This window comes from Mycobacterium sp. (genome assembly GCF_035653355.1).
GTDB lineage: Bacteria > Actinomycetota > Actinomycetes > Mycobacteriales > Mycobacteriaceae > Mycobacterium.
The window spans coordinates 1-15,011 of the sequence record NZ_DASRBZ010000152.1 but is presented as its reverse complement, the minus strand read 5'-3'; the positions used below and the strand labels follow the sequence as shown (position 1 = coordinate 15,011).

Here is a 15,011-nt window from a genome sequence, read left to right as displayed (position 1 = left end):
GACCAGCAGCATGCCGTCGAGCGTGATTCGCCGCTCCCGCCGCCAGGGCCTGACAATGAAGTAATAAATCCCGACCGGCAGGCCGACCACGATAACGGTCGTCCACGTCATGAGGATGGCCTTCATCAGCATCGGCGGATCGCTCGGCCCTGTCGGTACCCGCACGAAGTAAGGCCCGGTGATCCAGCGAATCCACACATATAGCTGAAAAGTGAGGATTGCACCGCCGATGATGGCCCAGATCCGCACGGGTTTGACTGTCGGCTGAACCTGGGTCCCGAGCGAGGCCGCTCCCCCGAGCGACTCGGTGACAGAGGGCGGATTCTTCCTGTTCGACAGTTCGCTCACGACACTGTCTCCTTCTGGATTGTTGTGGTGCAGTGCGCGCGTATTTGCTTGCACGGGCGATACGGATGGCGATGAGTTCAGCGCAGTAGCCGCCTCTCGTCGACGACGCAGTCATAGATCGCCATCCTCAGGTAGGCCGTACTCCGCGAATATACCAGTCAGTATCTCGCTGACCAATAGGTTTCTCAGATTCTATGGCACAATCGCCTGCATGGTGGAGCGTTGGACCCGGGAGCGCCGTCTTGAGCACACCCGTTCGCTTCTGTTGGATGCCGCTGAAGAGGTGTTCGCCGAAAAGGGTTTCACCCCAGCGACTCTCGACGACATCGCGCATGCTGCCGGCTACACCAAAGGCGCCATCTACAAGCACTTCGCAGCCAAGGAAGACCTCTTCTTGGCCGTAAGCGACCGATACTGGCGTCGCTATTTCGACACTTTCGCCGAGGTGATGTCGACTGCGACGCAGATCGGGGCGCGCGAGCTCGATGAGATCGCGCAGCGTTGGCGCCAATTGAGCCGAGACCGCGGCGCCGAGCACGCCGCGTTGGGCCACGAGTTCACCCTCTATCTGCTTCGCAACCCGGAAGCGCGGGAACGGGTCGCGGCCAAACGGTCAGAGGTCGTCGAGGCGCTGGCAAAATTCATCGTCCAGGGAGTCGACCGATTGGGCGGAACCCTGCTGATCCCTCCATTGACCTTCGCCCAAGTACTCGTCGCCACCACCGATTCCGTCGTGCTGGGCAGTGAACTCGATGATCTCGACCTCTATCGTCCAGTGGTGGAGATGTACGTGTCGGTGATCAAACTGCCCTAACGCCGCTAGTTCGCAGCCGGGCAATTCCTCTGGTACCCACGACGTGGTACAGGCGCGATCGATAGCCATAGACGCAGTCTCGGCAGGTTGCGCTAGCCGAGCATTGACGGGACTACGGCCTCGATGAGATGCGGTCCGGGTGCGGCGAGCCCGGCTTGCAGCGCGTCGGCGAATTCTTCGGCCGTGGTCACGCGGCGGCCCGGCACTCCCATGCCTTCGGCTAGCTGGACGAAATCTATTGCGGGACGGGTTAAGTCGAGCAGCTCGCGCGCCTTCGGACCTGGTTCGTTTTCTGCACCGACGCGTTGCAGCTCCAGCCGCAGGATGTCGTAGGCCCCGTTGTTGTAGATGACGGTGGTGACGTCGAGGTTCTCTCGGGCCTGTGTCCATAACCCGGAGAGCGTGTACATCGCTGAGCCGTCGGATTCCAGGCACAGCACCGGTCGTTCCGGCGCGGCGATCGCGGCACCTATGGCAGCGGGGATGCCGTAGCCGATGGCACCGCCGGTCAGCGTCAGCCAGTCATGTGCCGGCGCTCCGGCGGTCGCTTGTGCCAGCAGCAGGCCGGAGGTGTTGGATTCGTCGACTACGATTGGGTTTTCGGGCATGAGCGCGCCGACGACATCCGCCGCCGACGCGGCGGTCAGGGCACCGGCCGGCAGCGCCGGACGCCCGGGAGCAGCAAGCGGCGCAGGAAGCCCTGGCGCCAGCTCGTCGGCCAGCGCAGCCAACGCATCGGCGGCGCCGGCGGGGCCGGCGAGCTCGTGGACCTCACAGCCCTCCGGCACCAGGTTGCTGGCCTTTCCCGGGTAGGCGAAGAACGAGACCGGCGACTTCGCGCCTGCCAGGACAAGGTATTTGGCCCCATCGAGTTGGCCGGCGACGGCTTCGGCGAAGTAGGCGAGCCGGTCGACGGCTGGCACGCCGGCGCCGCGCTGCAGCACTGTCGGGAACGTCTCGCAGTACCAGCGGGCGCCTGTGGCCGCGGCAATACGCGCGGCAGCGGTCAGCCCCGGCGCGCGGGTGGCGTCACCGCCGACCACGATCACTGCGGGCTCGCCGGAGCGCAGCACTTTGGCAGCTAACTCGACAGCATCAGCATCGACCGTCGACGGCGGCGGTTGGCTTAGCGCCGCCGCCGCGGTCGAGACACCGTCGGACCACGACACGTCCGCGGGCAAGATAAGAGTCGAAATATGCTGGTGCGCACGGCTTGTGGCGACAGACTCGGCGGCATCAGACGCCACTTCGGCAGCCTCCACGGTGCGGCGCATCCACCCAGACGCGCTGCCGGCCAGTGCGTCGATGTCGGATTCCAGTGGGGCGTCGTACTTCTTGTGATAGGTCGCGTGGTCGCCGACGAGAACCACCATCGGCACCCGGGCGCGCCGCGCGTTATGCAGATTGGCTAATCCGTTGGCCAACCCGGGCCCCAGGTGTAGCAGCACTGCTGCCGGCCGCCCGGTGATGCGGGCATAGCCGTCGGCCGCGCCGGTGGCGACGCCCTCGAACAAAGTCAGCACGCCGCGCATCCGCGGAACGCTGTCCAGCGCTGCGACGAAGTGCATCTCGGAGGTGCCGGGGTTGGCGAAGCACACCTCGACTCCGCTGTCAACCAGTGTGTTGATCAACGCATGTGCGCCGTTCATGTCTGCGCCTCCCGTTGGCTGAGCCCGAAGACACGTTCGGCGTTGCCCTGCAGATACGCGCTCCGGGTCTCGTCGTCGAGCCCAAGTTCGTCGAGACCCGCGAGCGCGTGCGCATGGGCAATCATCGGATAATTCGTGCCGAACAGCACTTTTCGTTGTCCGGTGCCGGTTTTCATGAACCGGACGAGTTCTTCGGGGAGTCGTTTCGTGGTGTAGGCCGAGGTGTCGATGTAGACGTTCTCGTGCTTGCGGGCGACGGCGACCATCTCCTCGGTCCACGGATAGCCGACGTGTCCGCAGACGATGACAAGCTCGGGAAAGTCAAGCGCCACCTGGTCGATGTAGGGAATCGGGCGGCCGGTCTCCGAGGGCCGCAGCGGACCGGTGTGGCCGACTTGGGTGCAGAACGGCACACGCAACTGCACGCATTCGGCGAACAGCGGATAGTAGCGGCGATCGGTCGGTGGCGCGTTCCACAGCCACGGCACCACACGCACGCCGAGGAACCCGTCGTCGCGCACTCGTCGCCGCAATTCGCGCACCGCGTCCATTGGGCGGTCCAGGTCGACCGCCGCCAGGCCAGCAAAGCGGTTGGGGTGCAATCGGATCCATTCGGCGACCTCGTCGTTGCTGACGAGATCTTGGCCGTTCGGGCCGCGCCACGCAGACAGCAGACCGACGTCGACAGCCGCGGCGTCCATCGCGGCCAGGGTGGCCTCGATCGGGATTTCACTATCGGGTATCGCACCGCCGGTCCAGCGTCGCAGCGAGGCGAGCATGTCGCTGCGCAAAAACCGCAGTGTCGGGTGCTGCATCCACACGTCGATGGTCATCGCGCCTCGACTGTAGACGGCTGGATCTGATTGCCCGACTCCTGCTCCCTCCGCTACGCGGCGGGCGTCGTCGTACTAGCTGTCTCGGATCCCGTCCAGGCGTCGCGACGCAGCCTCGAACCCGCTCACCAGATCGGCGATGATCTCGGCTACCGGGCGGATCTTTTTCATCTGCCCGATAATCTGGCCAGCCGGCATCGCGACCACGGAGGGATCGTTGGATTGGTTCAGTCGCTGGTGGGCCTCGCCGACCAGGATGTTCTGCAGCGGCATCGGCAGCGGTTCGGGCGCGTCGGGCGCATCCCACGCGTCGGTCCAGCGGCTCTTGAGGAGCCGAGCCGGCTTGCCGCTGTAAATCCGCCGACGCACGGTGTCACTCGAGGTGGCGCCCAACAGCGCCCGCTGCACGACTGAGACGCCGGATTCGTGTCGCACGCCCAGGTCGTATTCGGCGGCACCCAGGAACGCCGAACCCATCCACACGCCCGATGCGCCGAGCGCCAGCGCCGCGGCGACCTGCCGACCGGTGCCGATGCCGCCAGCCGCCAACACCGGAACGTCGACCGTGTCGACCACCTCCGGCACCAGCACCATCGACGCGATTTCACCGGTGTGGCCCCCGGCTTCGTATCCTTGCGCGACCACGATGTCGACACCGTTGTCGACGTGGCGTTGAGCATGCTTGGCAGTGCCGGCCAGCGCCGCGACTGGTACCCCGGCCTCGTGCGCCTGCTCGATCACGTCAGTCGGCGGGGAGCCGAGCGCGTTGGCGATCAGCTTGATCGGATGGTTAAGCGCGACCTCGACGTGGGAGCGCGCCACCGAGTGCAACCAACCCAGCACGCCGGCGGAGCGCTGTGGTGCGGGCAGCGGCGGCACACCCAGCGCGGCGAGCGTCTTGTCGACGAACTCCCGGTGCGCCTCCGGGATAAGCTTGTCGAGGTCTGTCGCCGCGCCCTCGGTGGGGATCTTCGCCGGCATGACGACGTCGACACCGTAGGGTTTGCCGGCGGTGTTCTCGTCCATCCAGCTCAGTACCGACTCGAGCTCGTCGGCTTCGTTGAACCGCACGCAGCCCAGCACCCCGAATCCGCCGGCGCGGCTGACTGCTGCTGCGACTTTCTCCGAGGGCGTGAACACGAAGATCGGGTAGTCGATCCCGAACCGGTCGCACAGCGGCGTGCGCATCAGGCCCTGGTCGCCGCGTGGTTGGCATGCACCTCGTCGGCGGGCCGGGCTTCGGTCTGCTCCTTGGCCCAGCGGTAGTCGGGCTTGCCCGCGGGTGATCGCTTGATCTCGTCGACGTACCAAAGCTTCCGGGGCACTTTGTATCCCGCGATCTCGCTGCGCACGAACTGGTCGAGCTCGGCAAGCGACGGGCGTGTTCCAGGTCGCGGTTGCACGACGGCGGCCACACATTGACCGTAGCGCTCGTCGGGCACGCCAACCACCAGGGCGTCGAACACGTCGGGGTGGCCTTTCAACGCGGCCTCGACTTCTTCGGGGTAGATCTTCTCGCCGCCGCTGTTGATGGATTGCGAGCCGCGGCCCAGCAGCGTCACCGTGCCGTCTTCCTCGACGGTCGCATAGTCGCCGGGGATCGCGTAGCGCACACCGTTGATGACCTTGAATGTGGCGGCGGACTTCTCGGGATCCTTGTAGTAGCCGACCGGGACGTGACCGCGTTTGGCGATGACGCCCCGCACACCGGAGCCGGGCTTGACCTCGTTGCCGTCCTCGTCGAGCACCACGGTCCACTTGTCGATGGTGACGCGCGGCCCGCCGGTGTGCGCCTCGCCCTTCGCAACGACGCTGGTGCCACCAAACCCGGTCTCCGATGAGCCGATCGAGTCGGTGATGACTCGATTTGGCAGCAGCTCAAGCAGTTTCTCCTTGATGCTCGGGGAGAACAGCGCCGCGGTGCTGGCCAGTAGGTACAGCGACGAGAGGTCGTAGTCGTTGTCTTTGGTCAGTGCGTCGAGCAGCGGTCGCGCCATCGCGTCGCCGGTGAAGAACAGCAGGTTCACCTTGTGCTTGTGGATGGTCTGCCAGACTTCGTCGGCGTCGAATTCCGGTGCCAGCACGATGGTTCCGCCGGAGAACAGCGCCATCCAGGTAGCCGACTGCGTTGCGCCGTGGATCATCGGCGGAATCGGGAACCGCACCATGGGCGGTCCGGCAGCCGCCTGCTTGGCCAGGTCGTATTCGTCTTTGATGTATTCGCCTGTGGCGAAATCGGTTCCGCCCAGTAGCACCCGGTAGATGTCCTCGTGGCGCCACATCACACCCTTGGGGAAGCCGGTGGTGCCGCCGGTGTAGAGCAGGTAGATGTCGTCGGCGCTGCGCGAGCCGAAATCACGCTCGGGCGAGCCCTGTTCGAGCGCGGTGTAGAACTCGACGCCGCCGTAGCGCTGGTAGTCCTTGTCGCTGCCGTCCTCGACGACCAACACCGTCTTGACGTTCGGGGTTTCCGCCAGCACGTTGGCGACCCGGTCGGCGTACTGACGCTCGTGTACCAGCGCCACCATGTCGGAGTTGTCGAACAGGTAGCGAAGCTCGCTCTCGACATAGCGGAAGTTGACGTTGACGAGGACGGCGCCCGCCTTCACGATGCCCAGCATCGCGATCACGATCTCGTTGCGGTTGCGGCAGTAGAGGCCGACCTTGTCGTCTTTCTTGACGCCCTGGTCGATCAGGTAGTGCGCGAAGCGGTTGGCCTTCTCCTCCAGCTGCGCATAGGTCAGCTGATCGTCGCCGCAAATTAGGGCGACGCGGTCAGGGACGGCGTCGATGGCATGCTCGGCTAGGTCGGCGATGTTCAGGGCCACGGACCCCAAATTAGAACGTGTTACATTTCCTGACAAGTCTGTGGCCTATACACAGGAAGGCAGAGGCCCGTGAGCGAGTCCGAGAAAGAGCCCGACGCCCTGGTTGAGCAGCGCGGACACACCCTCGTCGTGACGCTGAACCGGCCCGAGGCCCGCAACGCGCTGAGCACCGAAATGATGCAAATCATGGTCGAGGCGTGGGACCGCGTCGACAACGATCCCGACATCCGGTGCTGCATTCTGACGGGGGCCGGCGGCTACTTCTGCGCCGGCATGGACCTCAAGGCGGCAACCGCCAAACCGCCGGGCGAATCCTTCAAGGACGGCAGCTACGACCCGTCGCGCATCGACGCGCTGCTCAAAGGCCGCCGGCTGACCAAGCCGCTGATCGCCGCGGTCGAAGGCCCGGCCATCGCTGGCGGCACCGAAATCCTGCAGGGCACCGACATCCGGGTTGCCGGTGAAAGCGCCAAGTTCGGCATTTCCGAGGCCAAGTGGAGCCTGTATCCGATGGGTGGCTCGGCGGTGCGGCTGGTGCGTCAGATCCCCTACACCGTGGCCTGCGACCTGCTGCTGACCGGGCGGCACATCACGGCTGCCGAAGCCAAGGAGATCGGGCTGATCGGGTATGTCGTTCCCGACGGGCAGGCGCTGAGCAAGGCTTTGGAGATCGCCGAAGTCATCTCGAACAACGGGCCGTTGGCCGTGCAGGCGATCTTGCGGTCGATCCGCGAGACTGAAGGCTTGCCCGAAAACGAGGCGTTCAAGATCGACACCCAGCTCGGAATCCAGGTGTTCCTGTCCGACGACGCCAAGGAAGGCCCGCTGGCCTTCAAACAGAAGCGCGCGCCGCAGTTCAAAGGTCGCTGACGCTCGATCCTGGGAAGGCACCCGATGGGCACCTACGCAGTCACCGGGTCGGCGTCGGGAATGGGCCGGGCGACCGCGGAGCGGCTGCGCGACCACGGTCACACTGTCATCGGCGTGGACATCAAGGAAGCCGAGGTCGTCGCGGACCTGTCGACACCGGAGGGCCGCACCCAGGCAGCTTCTGGTGTGCTCGCCGCTGCCGACGGCCAGCTTGACGGAGCCGTGCTCGCCGCCGGTCTGGGTCCAAGCCGCGGGACCGATCGTCTGCGCCGGATGGCCGAGGTGAACTACCTCGGGGTGGTGGCGCTGCTCGAGCGCTGGCGACCGGCACTCGCAGCGGTGAACAGGGCGAAAGTCGTTGTGCTTTCCAGTAATTCGACGACGACAACACCAGTAGTACCGGCGCGCACGGTGCGGGCGTTGCTGTCGGGCGATGTCGAAAAGGCGGTGCGCAGCGTGCGCATGTTGGGACCGGCAGGCCCGGCGATCATGTACGCCGCAACGAAAATTGCGGTCAGCCGGTGGGTGCGCCGCCAGTCGATTCGGCCGCAGTGGGCCGGGGCCGGTATCCGTCTCAACGCGTTGGCTCCGGGGGCGGTGATGACGCCACTGCTGGAAGAGCAGCTGTCCGATCCACGGCAGGGTAAGGCAGTTCGGCGATTCCCAGTCCCGGTGGGCGGTTTCGGCGACCCCCACCAGCTTGGCGAATGGGTGTGCTTCATGCTCTCCGACGCCGCGGACTTTCTCTGCGGCAGCGTGGTGTTCGTCGACGGCGGCACCGACGCCCACTTCCGCACCGACGACTGGCCGCGGCCGGTACCCACGCGTCGGCTAATGGGCTACCTGCGGCGGTTTCGGAATCAAAGCTGTTGACGACCGCTATCGGCGCACAGGGGCCGTTGGGGTGAACACCACCGGCATCGACTCCAAGCCGCTAACGAAGTTCGCGGGCCGCAGCGGAAGCCGGTCGTCGGCGGCCAGTCGCAGGTCCGGGAGGCGCTCCACGATTCGCCTGGTCATCAGCGTCAACTCCAGGCGGGCCAGCTGATTTCCCAGACAGAAATGCGTACCGAAGCCAAACGCTAAGTGGCTGTTGGGGTTTCGGGTGATATCGAAGCGCTCAGGCTCGTCGAACTCCGCTTCGTCGAAGTTGGCTGACTCGAAGAGCAGCATCATCTTTTCGCCCTTGTACAGCTGGGTGCCGTGGAATTCGGTGTCGGCGGTCAGGGTGCGGCACATGTTCTTCACCGGTGAGGTCCAGCGCAGCATCTCCTCAATTGCGCTGGCTAGCAGCTGATCCGGGTCACGCTGCAGCGTCTGCCACTGGTCACGGTTGCGCAGCAGCTGCTCGGTGCCGCCCGAGAGCGTGTGCCGGGTAGTCTCGTCGCCGCCGATGAGGATCAGCAGTGTTTCCATGACGAGCTCGTCGTCGCTCAGCCGCTCCCCGTCGACTTCAGAACTCACCAACACGCTTACCAGGTCGTCGGTAGGCTCTTGCCGGCGCGCGGCAATGGTGGCCCTGGTGAACTCGTTGTATGCGGCGAAGGCGTCCATGGTGACTTGGAAGTCGTCTTGCGAGACATGGGAACTGAGGAACGCCACCAGATCGTCGGACCACTTGAGGAACATGTCACGCTGTTCCGGCCGCACTCCGAGCATGTCGCCGATGACCGCCATCGGCAGCGGTGCGGCGAGGTCGCGCACAAAGTCGCATTCGCCGCGTTCACACACGGCGTCGATCAGTGTGTCGCAGAGCTCGGCGATCGATTGTTCCTTGTCCTTCACCTGCTTGCGGGTAAAGCCCGCGTTGACAAGCTTGCGGCGCAACAGATGTGGAGGATCGTCCATGTCGATCATCATCGGCAGCGCGTCCTGGTCGGGCCGGATTCCGCCGGTGTTGGAGAACAGTTCCGGGTTGCGCTCGGCGTCGATGATGGCCTGATATGTCGATGCGGCGGCCAAACCGTTGCGGTCGCGAAACACCGGCTGGTTGGCCCGCATCCAGCGATATGCGGCCCGGGCCCTCTGGCCTTCGGCATAAAACGTGCCGTCGGTCAGGTCCACGTCAGGAATCGCGATCGCTTCAGTCATCGCCACCCTCCCCACTACAGTGAGCGTCATGTCTGCCTCGCAACACACCATCGCCGGCACGGTGTTGACCATGCCGGTCCGGATCCGAAAAGCCGATGTGCACAGCGCGATGTTCTCCGTCGCCGCCGATGCCGCGCAGCGGCTCATCGACTACAGCGGCCTGGAGGTCTGCCAGTACCGGCCCGGACGCGCCGTCGTCAACCTGATGCTGGCCCGCTACTTCGACGGCGACCTCGGCCAGTACCACGAGTTCGGTACCGCTGTCATGGTCAACCCACCGGGCTCGCATGCGCGCGGGCTGCGGGCACTGGGATCGGCCGCAGCGTTCATCCATCACCTGCCGGTCGACCAGTCGTTCACATTGGAAGCCGGCCGGCGCATCTGGGGCTTCCCGAAAATCATGGCCGACTTCACCGTGCGGGAGGGCCGCCACTTCGGTTTCGATGTCAGCGCCGACGGCTCGCACATCGCCCGCATCGACTTCAGCCCCGGATTGCCGGTGCCGTCGGTGTTCACCTCGCGTCCGCAAGTGCTGAAGACCTTCACCTACGCCGAGGGCACCACCCGCGAAGTGCCTTGGGAGATGAAGACGACGGGTGTGCGTGGCCGCCTCGGCGGCGCGACATTGCGGCTCGGCGATCACACCTACGCCAAGGAGCTGGCGTCGCTGGGACTGCCCAAGCGCGCGCTGGTGTCGGGATCGGTGCGCAACGTCGAGATGACCTTCGGCGACGCACGCGCGATCTGACCAGGTCACCCGGTCAATCTAGAACGTGTTCTAATCGCCTGGCAAGGACTAGTCACACCAAGCCGGCAAGCTCGCGGACCTGCTCTGGGCTGCGGGCCGAGACCACCATCATGGTGACGCCCGCGGCCTCCCACACGGTGATCTGCTTACGCACGTAGTCGACGTCGCCGACGATCACGGCGTCGTCGACCAGTTCATCCGGGATCACCCTGGCCGCCTCGTCCTTGCGGTTGCTGCGGAACAGTTTGGTGACGTCGTCGACCACCTCTGAGTAGCCCATCCGGCGGTAGACGTCGGCATGGAAGTTGGTGTCCTCGGCGCCCATGCCGCCCATGTACAGCGCCAGGTACGGCTTGATGCCGGCGAACGCCGCGGCCCGGTCGTCAGTGATGACCACCTGCGCAGTCGCGCAGATCTCGAAGTCCTCCCGCGCGCGGCGCGCACCCGGTCGGGCGAAGCCTTCATCGAGCCATTCGTTGTACATGTCGGCCAGTCGCGGGGCGTAGAAGATCGGCAACCAGCCGTCGCAGATCTCGGCGGCCAACGCCACGTTCTTCGGACCCTCGGCGCCCAGCATGATCGGGATGTCGCTGCGCAGCGGGTGCGTGATCGGCTTGAGCGCCTTACCCAATCCGGTGGTGCCTTCACCGGTGAGCGGCAGCGGGTAGTGGGGACCGGCGCTGGTCACCGGCTTTTCCCGGGCCCACACCTGGCGGATGATGTCGACGTATTCGCGGGTGCGCGCCAGCGGCTTGGGAAACCGCTGGCCATACCAGCCCTCCACCACCTGCGGCCCCGAGACGCCGAGTCCCAGGATGTGCCGGCCGCCCGAGAGGTGATCCAGTGTCAGCGCGGCCATGGCGCAGGCGGTCGGGGTGCGCGCGGACAGTTGCACCACCGAAGTACCCAGTCTCACGCGGCGGGTAGAGGCGCCATACCAGGCCAGCGGCGTGTAGGCATCCGAGCCCCACGCCTCGGCGGTGAACACCGCGTCGAAGCCGGCGTCCTCGGCCGCAGCGACCAGGTCGCCGGCGTTGTCCGGCGGTTGTGCGCCCCAATATCCGAGCTGCAACCCGAGCTTCATTAGATTACCTTTCGACCGATTCTTGCGACGATTGTTAGAACCTGTTCTACTCGAAGCCGTGACAGCCAGCTCAAGTCGCCTGACCCTGATCGATCAACCCGAGCCACCTCTTTCGGCACCGCTGACGTTGTCGTTCGACTACACCCGTTCGGTGGGTCCGACGCTCGGTAAGTTCTTCACCGCTTTACGCGATCGCCGCATCGTCGGGGTGCGCGGATCCGATGGCCGGGTGCATGTGCCACCGGCCGAATACGACCCGGTCACCTATGAACCGCTGGGCGAGATGGTACCGGTGTCCAGCGTCGGCACTGTCGAGTCGTGGTCGTGGCAACCCGAACCGCTGGAGGGTCAGCCGCTGGACCGCCCGTTCGCGTGGGCGCTGATCAAACTCGACGGCGCCGACACCACCCTGCTGCACGCCGTCGATGCGGGAACCGACGGACCGAAAGCGATGCGCAGCGGCATGCGGGTACACGCCCAGTGGGTTGACGACCCGGTCGGCGCTATTACCGACATTGCGTATTTCGCTCCGGGCGAGGGGGAACCGCAATCCGAATCGCGACGATCCAGCGACGACCGCGAGCCGGTGACCATGCTGGTGACCCCGATTCACATGGAAATCCAGCACACCGCTTCCCATCCGGAAAGCGCCTACCTGCGGGCGCTGCAGGAAGGCAAGCTGCTCGGCGCCCGGACAACGGGCCGCGACGGCGGCGAAATGGGGAAGGTGTACTTCCCGGCACGAGAAGCTGATCCGGCCACCGGGTTGCCTCTCGACAACTACGTCGAGGTATCCGACAAAGGCACGATCACCACGTTCGCGATCATCAATATCCCGTTCGCCGGCCAGCGAATCAAGCCGCCCTATGTCGCGGCCTATGTGCTGCTCGACGGCGCCGACATTCCTTTTTTGCACCTGGTCACCGAGATCGACGCCTCGGAGGTTCGGATGGGTATGCGCGTCGAAGCGGTGTGGCGGCCCCGCGAGGAATGGGGGCTGGGCATCGACAACATCTCGCATTTCCGGCCGACCGGCGAACCTGACGCCGACTACGACACCTACAAGCACCACCTGTAAAGGGCTTCGTTACCTATGAGCGCTCGCAACGTTGCGGTCGTCGGCTTCGCCCACGCCCCGCATGTCCGCCGCACTGACGGCACCACCAACGGCGTCGAGATGCTGATGCCGTGTTTCGCCCAGCTCTACGACGAGCTCGGAATCACCAAGGCGGACATCGGCTTCTGGTGCTCCGGCTCGTCCGATTACCTTGCTGGCCGGGCGTTTTCGTTCATCTCCGCAATTGACTCGATCGGTGCCGTGCCGCCAATCAACGAATCACATGTCGAGATGGATGCGGCCTGGGCCGCTTACGAGGCCTACATCAAGCTGCTGACCGGCGAGGTCGACACCGCGCTGGTCTACGGTTTCGGCAAATCCTCGGCGGGAATGTTGCGCCGCATCCTCTCGCGGCAGACCGATCCGTATACAGTGGCGCCGCTGTGGCCGGACTCCGTGTCGATCGCCGGTCTACAGGCCCGGCTCGGTCTTGAGAAAGAAAAGTGGAGCTACGACCAGATGGCCCGCGTCGCCTACGACTCGTTCGCGGCGGCGCAGCGGGTGGACTCCGAGCCGCCGCCTGTGAGCCTTGATGAGTTGCTGCACCGACCGTTCTTCGCCGAGCCGCTGCGCCGGCACGACATCGCACCGATCACCGACGGCGCCGCAGCGATCGTGCTCGCCGCCGACGACCGCGCCCGTGAACTACGCGAAAACCCGGCCTGGATTACCGGTTTCGAACACCGCATCGAAACTCCCGTACTCGGTGCCCGCGACATCACCGAGTCACCGTCGACGAGAGCGGCGACCAGGATCGCCACCGGCGACAAGATGCACACGATCGACGTCGCCGAGATCCATGCCCCGTTCAGTCACCAGCACCTCATCCTCACCGAGGCCATGCGGATACCGGCGTCGGCCAAGGTGAACCCGTCGGGCGGTGCGCTGGCGGCCAATCCCATGTTCGTCGCCGGCCTTGAGCGGATCGGGTTTGCCGCGCAACACATCTGGAACGGCTCGGCGCGGCGGGTGCTGGCGCACGCCACCAGCGGGCCTGCGCTGCAACAGAATTTGGTCGCGGTTATGGAAAGGAAAGGCTGATGGCTGCGCCAGTGACGATGCAGAGCGCGCAGCGCGATGAGGAGGAGTGGCGCCCATGACTAAGCGGCTTGCGGCGGTACTGGGCACCGGGCAGACAAAATACGTCGCCAAGCGCCACGATGTGTCGATGAATGGCATGGTCCGCGAAGCCATCGACCGTGCGCTGGCCGACTCCGGGGTCACGTTCGACGATATCGACGCCGTCGTGGTGGGCAAGGCACCCGACTTCTTCGAAGGCGTCATGATGCCCGAACTGTTCATGGCCGACGCCGTTGGCGCTACCGGAAAACCGCTGATCCGCGTGCACACCGCTGGTTCGGTGGGTGGCTCCACCGGCGTGGTGGCGGCCAGCCTGGTGCAGTCGGGCAAGTACCGCCGCGTGCTGGCGATGGCCTGGGAAAAGCAGTCCGAATCCAACGCCATGTGGGCGCTGTCGATTCCGGTGCCGTTCACCAAGCCCGTCGGTGCAGGGGCAGGCGGTTACTTCGCTCCGCACGTGCGGGCATACATCCGCCGCTCGGGGGCGCCGACCCATATCGGCGCCATGGTTGCGGTCAAAGACCGCCTAAACGGCGCCAAGAACCCGCTGGCGCACGTCCAGCAGCCCGACATCACCCTGGAAAAAGTGCTGTCATCCCAAATGCTCTGGGATCCAATCCGATTCGACGAAACCTGTCCATCGTCAGATGGTGCGTGCGCGCTTGTCATCGGCAACGAGGAGATGGCCGATCAGCGTGTCGCCGACGGTCACCCGGTGGCCTGGATACACGCCACCGCACTGCGCACCGAGCCGCTCGCGTACGCGGGACGCGACCAGGTCAACCCGCAGGCCGGCCGGGACTGCGCGGCCGCGCTGTGGAACGCGGCCGGCATCACCAGCCCGATCGACGAGATCGATGCCGCCGAGATCTATGTGCCGTTCTCGTGGTTCGAGCCGATGTGGCTGGAGAATCTGGGATTTACCCCTGAGGGCGAGGGCTGGAAGCTCACCGAAGCCGGCGAGACGGCGATCGGCGGGCGGCTACCGGTGAACCCCTCAGGCGGCGTGCTGTCGTCTAATCCGATCGGCGCCTCGGGCCTGATCCGCTTCGCCGAGGCGGCCATCCAGGTGATGGGCAAGGCCGGTGCGCACCAGGTTCCCGGCGCACGAAAAGCCCTGGGTCACGCTTACGGCGGCGGCTCGCAGTACTACTCCATGTGGGTGGTGGGGGCCGACAAACCGTGACCGGTCGCATGAAGTACACCTGCAGTATCGCTATGGGTCCCATCGACGACCTGCTCGACATCGCGCGAATTGCCGAGGAAGTCGGGTTCGACGCGATCGCGTTGCCTGATTCGTTGTTCTACATGGAGAAGGCGGCCGCCGACTACCCCTACACCGCCGACGGGTCGCGGATGTGGGACGAAAACACACCCTGGGTCGACCCGCTGATCGCCGCCGCCGCGATGGGAGCGGTGACCTCACGGCTGCGGTTTTACACCAACGTGATGAAGCTCGGCTCCCGCAATCCGTTGCTGCTGGCCCGCCAGGTCGGCTCGGTGGCCAACCTGACCAACAACAGGTTCGGTTTCGGAGTCGGCATTGGTT

General features: G+C 65.3%; 14 protein-coding genes and 1 pseudogene. 8 read left to right on the top strand and 7 right to left on the bottom strand.

What is annotated here, in order from left to right; genetic code table 11:
• Positions 1-348, bottom strand: a pseudogene (locus VFA16_RS05075) (DUF5135 domain-containing protein); the annotation flags it as partial.
• A gap of 211 nt (positions 349-559) precedes the next feature.
• On the opposite strand from VFA16_RS05075, the gene VFA16_RS05070 reads away from it, so the two are divergent.
• Positions 560-1,162, top strand: coding sequence for a TetR/AcrR family transcriptional regulator (locus VFA16_RS05070; RefSeq protein ID WP_324966764.1), 603 nt, complete (start codon positions 560-562; stop codon positions 1,160-1,162).
• Positions 1,163-1,254: 92 nt separating this feature from the next.
• Here VFA16_RS05070 and VFA16_RS05065 read toward each other — a convergent pair whose 3' ends face one another.
• The 4 genes from VFA16_RS05065 to VFA16_RS05050 all read right to left on the bottom strand — a co-directional run bounded on the left by VFA16_RS05065 (position 1,255) and on the right by VFA16_RS05050 (position 6,481).
• Complete coding sequence (locus VFA16_RS05065) at positions 1,255-2,811, bottom strand: acetolactate synthase large subunit (protein ID WP_324966763.1); 1,557 nt, start codon at positions 2,809-2,811, stop codon at positions 1,255-1,257.
• Positions 2,808-3,644 (bottom strand): amidohydrolase family protein, encoded by an 837-nt coding sequence (locus VFA16_RS05060; protein ID WP_324966762.1) that lies wholly within the window; start codon positions 3,642-3,644, stop codon positions 2,808-2,810. The genes VFA16_RS05065 and VFA16_RS05060 overlap by 4 nt, the downstream gene beginning before the upstream one ends.
• A 75-nt stretch (positions 3,645-3,719) precedes the next feature.
• On the bottom strand, positions 3,720-4,832 hold the full coding sequence (locus VFA16_RS05055) for a nitronate monooxygenase family protein (RefSeq protein WP_324966761.1): 1,113 nt from the start codon (positions 4,830-4,832) through the stop codon (positions 3,720-3,722).
• On the bottom strand, positions 4,832-6,481 hold the full coding sequence (locus tag VFA16_RS05050) for an acyl-CoA synthetase (RefSeq protein ID WP_324966760.1): 1,650 nt from the start codon (positions 6,479-6,481) through the stop codon (positions 4,832-4,834). Before VFA16_RS05050 ends, VFA16_RS05055 begins: the two co-directional genes overlap by 1 nt.
• A gap of 60 nt (positions 6,482-6,541) precedes the next feature.
• Here VFA16_RS05050 and VFA16_RS05045 point away from each other — a divergent pair, with 60 nt between their 5' ends.
• Both VFA16_RS05045 and VFA16_RS05040 read left to right on the top strand, forming a co-directional pair.
• Positions 6,542-7,342 carry a crotonase/enoyl-CoA hydratase family protein gene (locus VFA16_RS05045; protein WP_324966759.1) on the top strand — a complete coding sequence of 267 codons (801 nt, stop codon included), beginning with the start codon at positions 6,542-6,544 and terminating at the stop codon, positions 7,340-7,342.
• Between the two features lie 24 nt (positions 7,343-7,366).
• A complete protein-coding gene (locus VFA16_RS05040) occupies positions 7,367-8,215 on the top strand; it encodes an SDR family oxidoreductase (RefSeq protein WP_324966758.1) in 849 nt (282 codons plus the stop codon).
• Between the two features lie 6 nt (positions 8,216-8,221).
• On the opposite strand, the gene VFA16_RS05035 is transcribed toward VFA16_RS05040, so the two are convergent.
• Complete coding sequence (locus VFA16_RS05035) at positions 8,222-9,433, bottom strand: cytochrome P450 (protein WP_324966757.1); 1,212 nt, start codon at positions 9,431-9,433, stop codon at positions 8,222-8,224.
• A 28-nt stretch (positions 9,434-9,461) separates the two neighbouring features.
• Between VFA16_RS05035 and VFA16_RS05030 the strand changes: the two genes are divergently transcribed.
• Positions 9,462-10,181 (top strand): acetoacetate decarboxylase family protein, encoded by a 720-nt coding sequence (locus tag VFA16_RS05030; RefSeq protein WP_324966756.1) that lies wholly within the window; start codon positions 9,462-9,464, stop codon positions 10,179-10,181.
• Positions 10,182-10,233: 52 nt separating this feature from the next.
• Here the strand turns inward: VFA16_RS05030 and VFA16_RS05025 are convergent, their stop codons facing one another.
• Entirely contained in the window at positions 10,234-11,265 is a 1,032-nt protein-coding gene (locus VFA16_RS05025) for an LLM class F420-dependent oxidoreductase (RefSeq protein WP_324966755.1), read from the bottom strand.
• A 58-nt stretch (positions 11,266-11,323) separates the two neighbouring features.
• Here VFA16_RS05025 and VFA16_RS05020 point away from each other — a divergent pair, with 58 nt between their 5' ends.
• The 4 genes from VFA16_RS05020 to VFA16_RS05005 all read left to right on the top strand — a co-directional run.
• A complete protein-coding gene (locus tag VFA16_RS05020) occupies positions 11,324-12,343 on the top strand; it encodes a Zn-ribbon domain-containing OB-fold protein (protein WP_324966754.1) in 1,020 nt (339 codons plus the stop codon).
• A 15-nt stretch (positions 12,344-12,358) separates the two neighbouring features.
• Positions 12,359-13,423: a thiolase domain-containing protein gene (locus VFA16_RS05015; protein ID WP_324966753.1), complete on the top strand. Its 1,065-nt coding sequence runs from the start codon at positions 12,359-12,361 to the stop codon at positions 13,421-13,423.
• A 55-nt stretch (positions 13,424-13,478) separates the two neighbouring features.
• Positions 13,479-14,648 (top strand): thiolase domain-containing protein, encoded by a 1,170-nt coding sequence (locus VFA16_RS05010; RefSeq protein WP_324966752.1) that lies wholly within the window; start codon positions 13,479-13,481, stop codon positions 14,646-14,648.
• Positions 14,649-14,656: 8 nt separating this feature from the next.
• The coding region (locus tag VFA16_RS05005; protein WP_324966765.1) for an LLM class flavin-dependent oxidoreductase at positions 14,657-15,011 on the top strand (355 nt) is incomplete at its 3' end.

Excerpts from the sequence above, each read along its gene's own strand:
- VFA16_RS05070 (WP_324966764.1), top strand. The coding sequence starts at position 560 with ATGGTGGAGCGTTGGACCCGGGAGCGCCGTCTTGAGCACACCCGTTCG.
- VFA16_RS05065 (WP_324966763.1), bottom strand. The coding sequence starts at position 2,811 with ATGAACGGCGCACATGCGTTGATCAACACACTGGTTGACAGCGGAGTC.
- VFA16_RS05060 (WP_324966762.1), bottom strand. The coding sequence starts at position 3,644 with ATGACCATCGACGTGTGGATGCAGCACCCGACACTGCGGTTTTTGCGC.
- VFA16_RS05055 (WP_324966761.1), bottom strand. The coding sequence starts at position 4,832 with ATGCGCACGCCGCTGTGCGACCGGTTCGGGATCGACTACCCGATCTTC.
- VFA16_RS05040 (WP_324966758.1), top strand. The coding sequence starts at position 7,367 with ATGGGCACCTACGCAGTCACCGGGTCGGCGTCGGGAATGGGCCGGGCG.
- VFA16_RS05035 (WP_324966757.1), bottom strand. The coding sequence starts at position 9,433 with ATGACTGAAGCGATCGCGATTCCTGACGTGGACCTGACCGACGGCACG.
- VFA16_RS05030 (WP_324966756.1), top strand. The coding sequence starts at position 9,462 with ATGTCTGCCTCGCAACACACCATCGCCGGCACGGTGTTGACCATGCCG.
- VFA16_RS05025 (WP_324966755.1), bottom strand. The coding sequence starts at position 11,265 with ATGAAGCTCGGGTTGCAGCTCGGATATTGGGGCGCACAACCGCCGGAC.
- VFA16_RS05015 (WP_324966753.1), top strand. The coding sequence starts at position 12,359 with ATGAGCGCTCGCAACGTTGCGGTCGTCGGCTTCGCCCACGCCCCGCAT.
- VFA16_RS05010 (WP_324966752.1), top strand. The coding sequence starts at position 13,479 with ATGACTAAGCGGCTTGCGGCGGTACTGGGCACCGGGCAGACAAAATAC.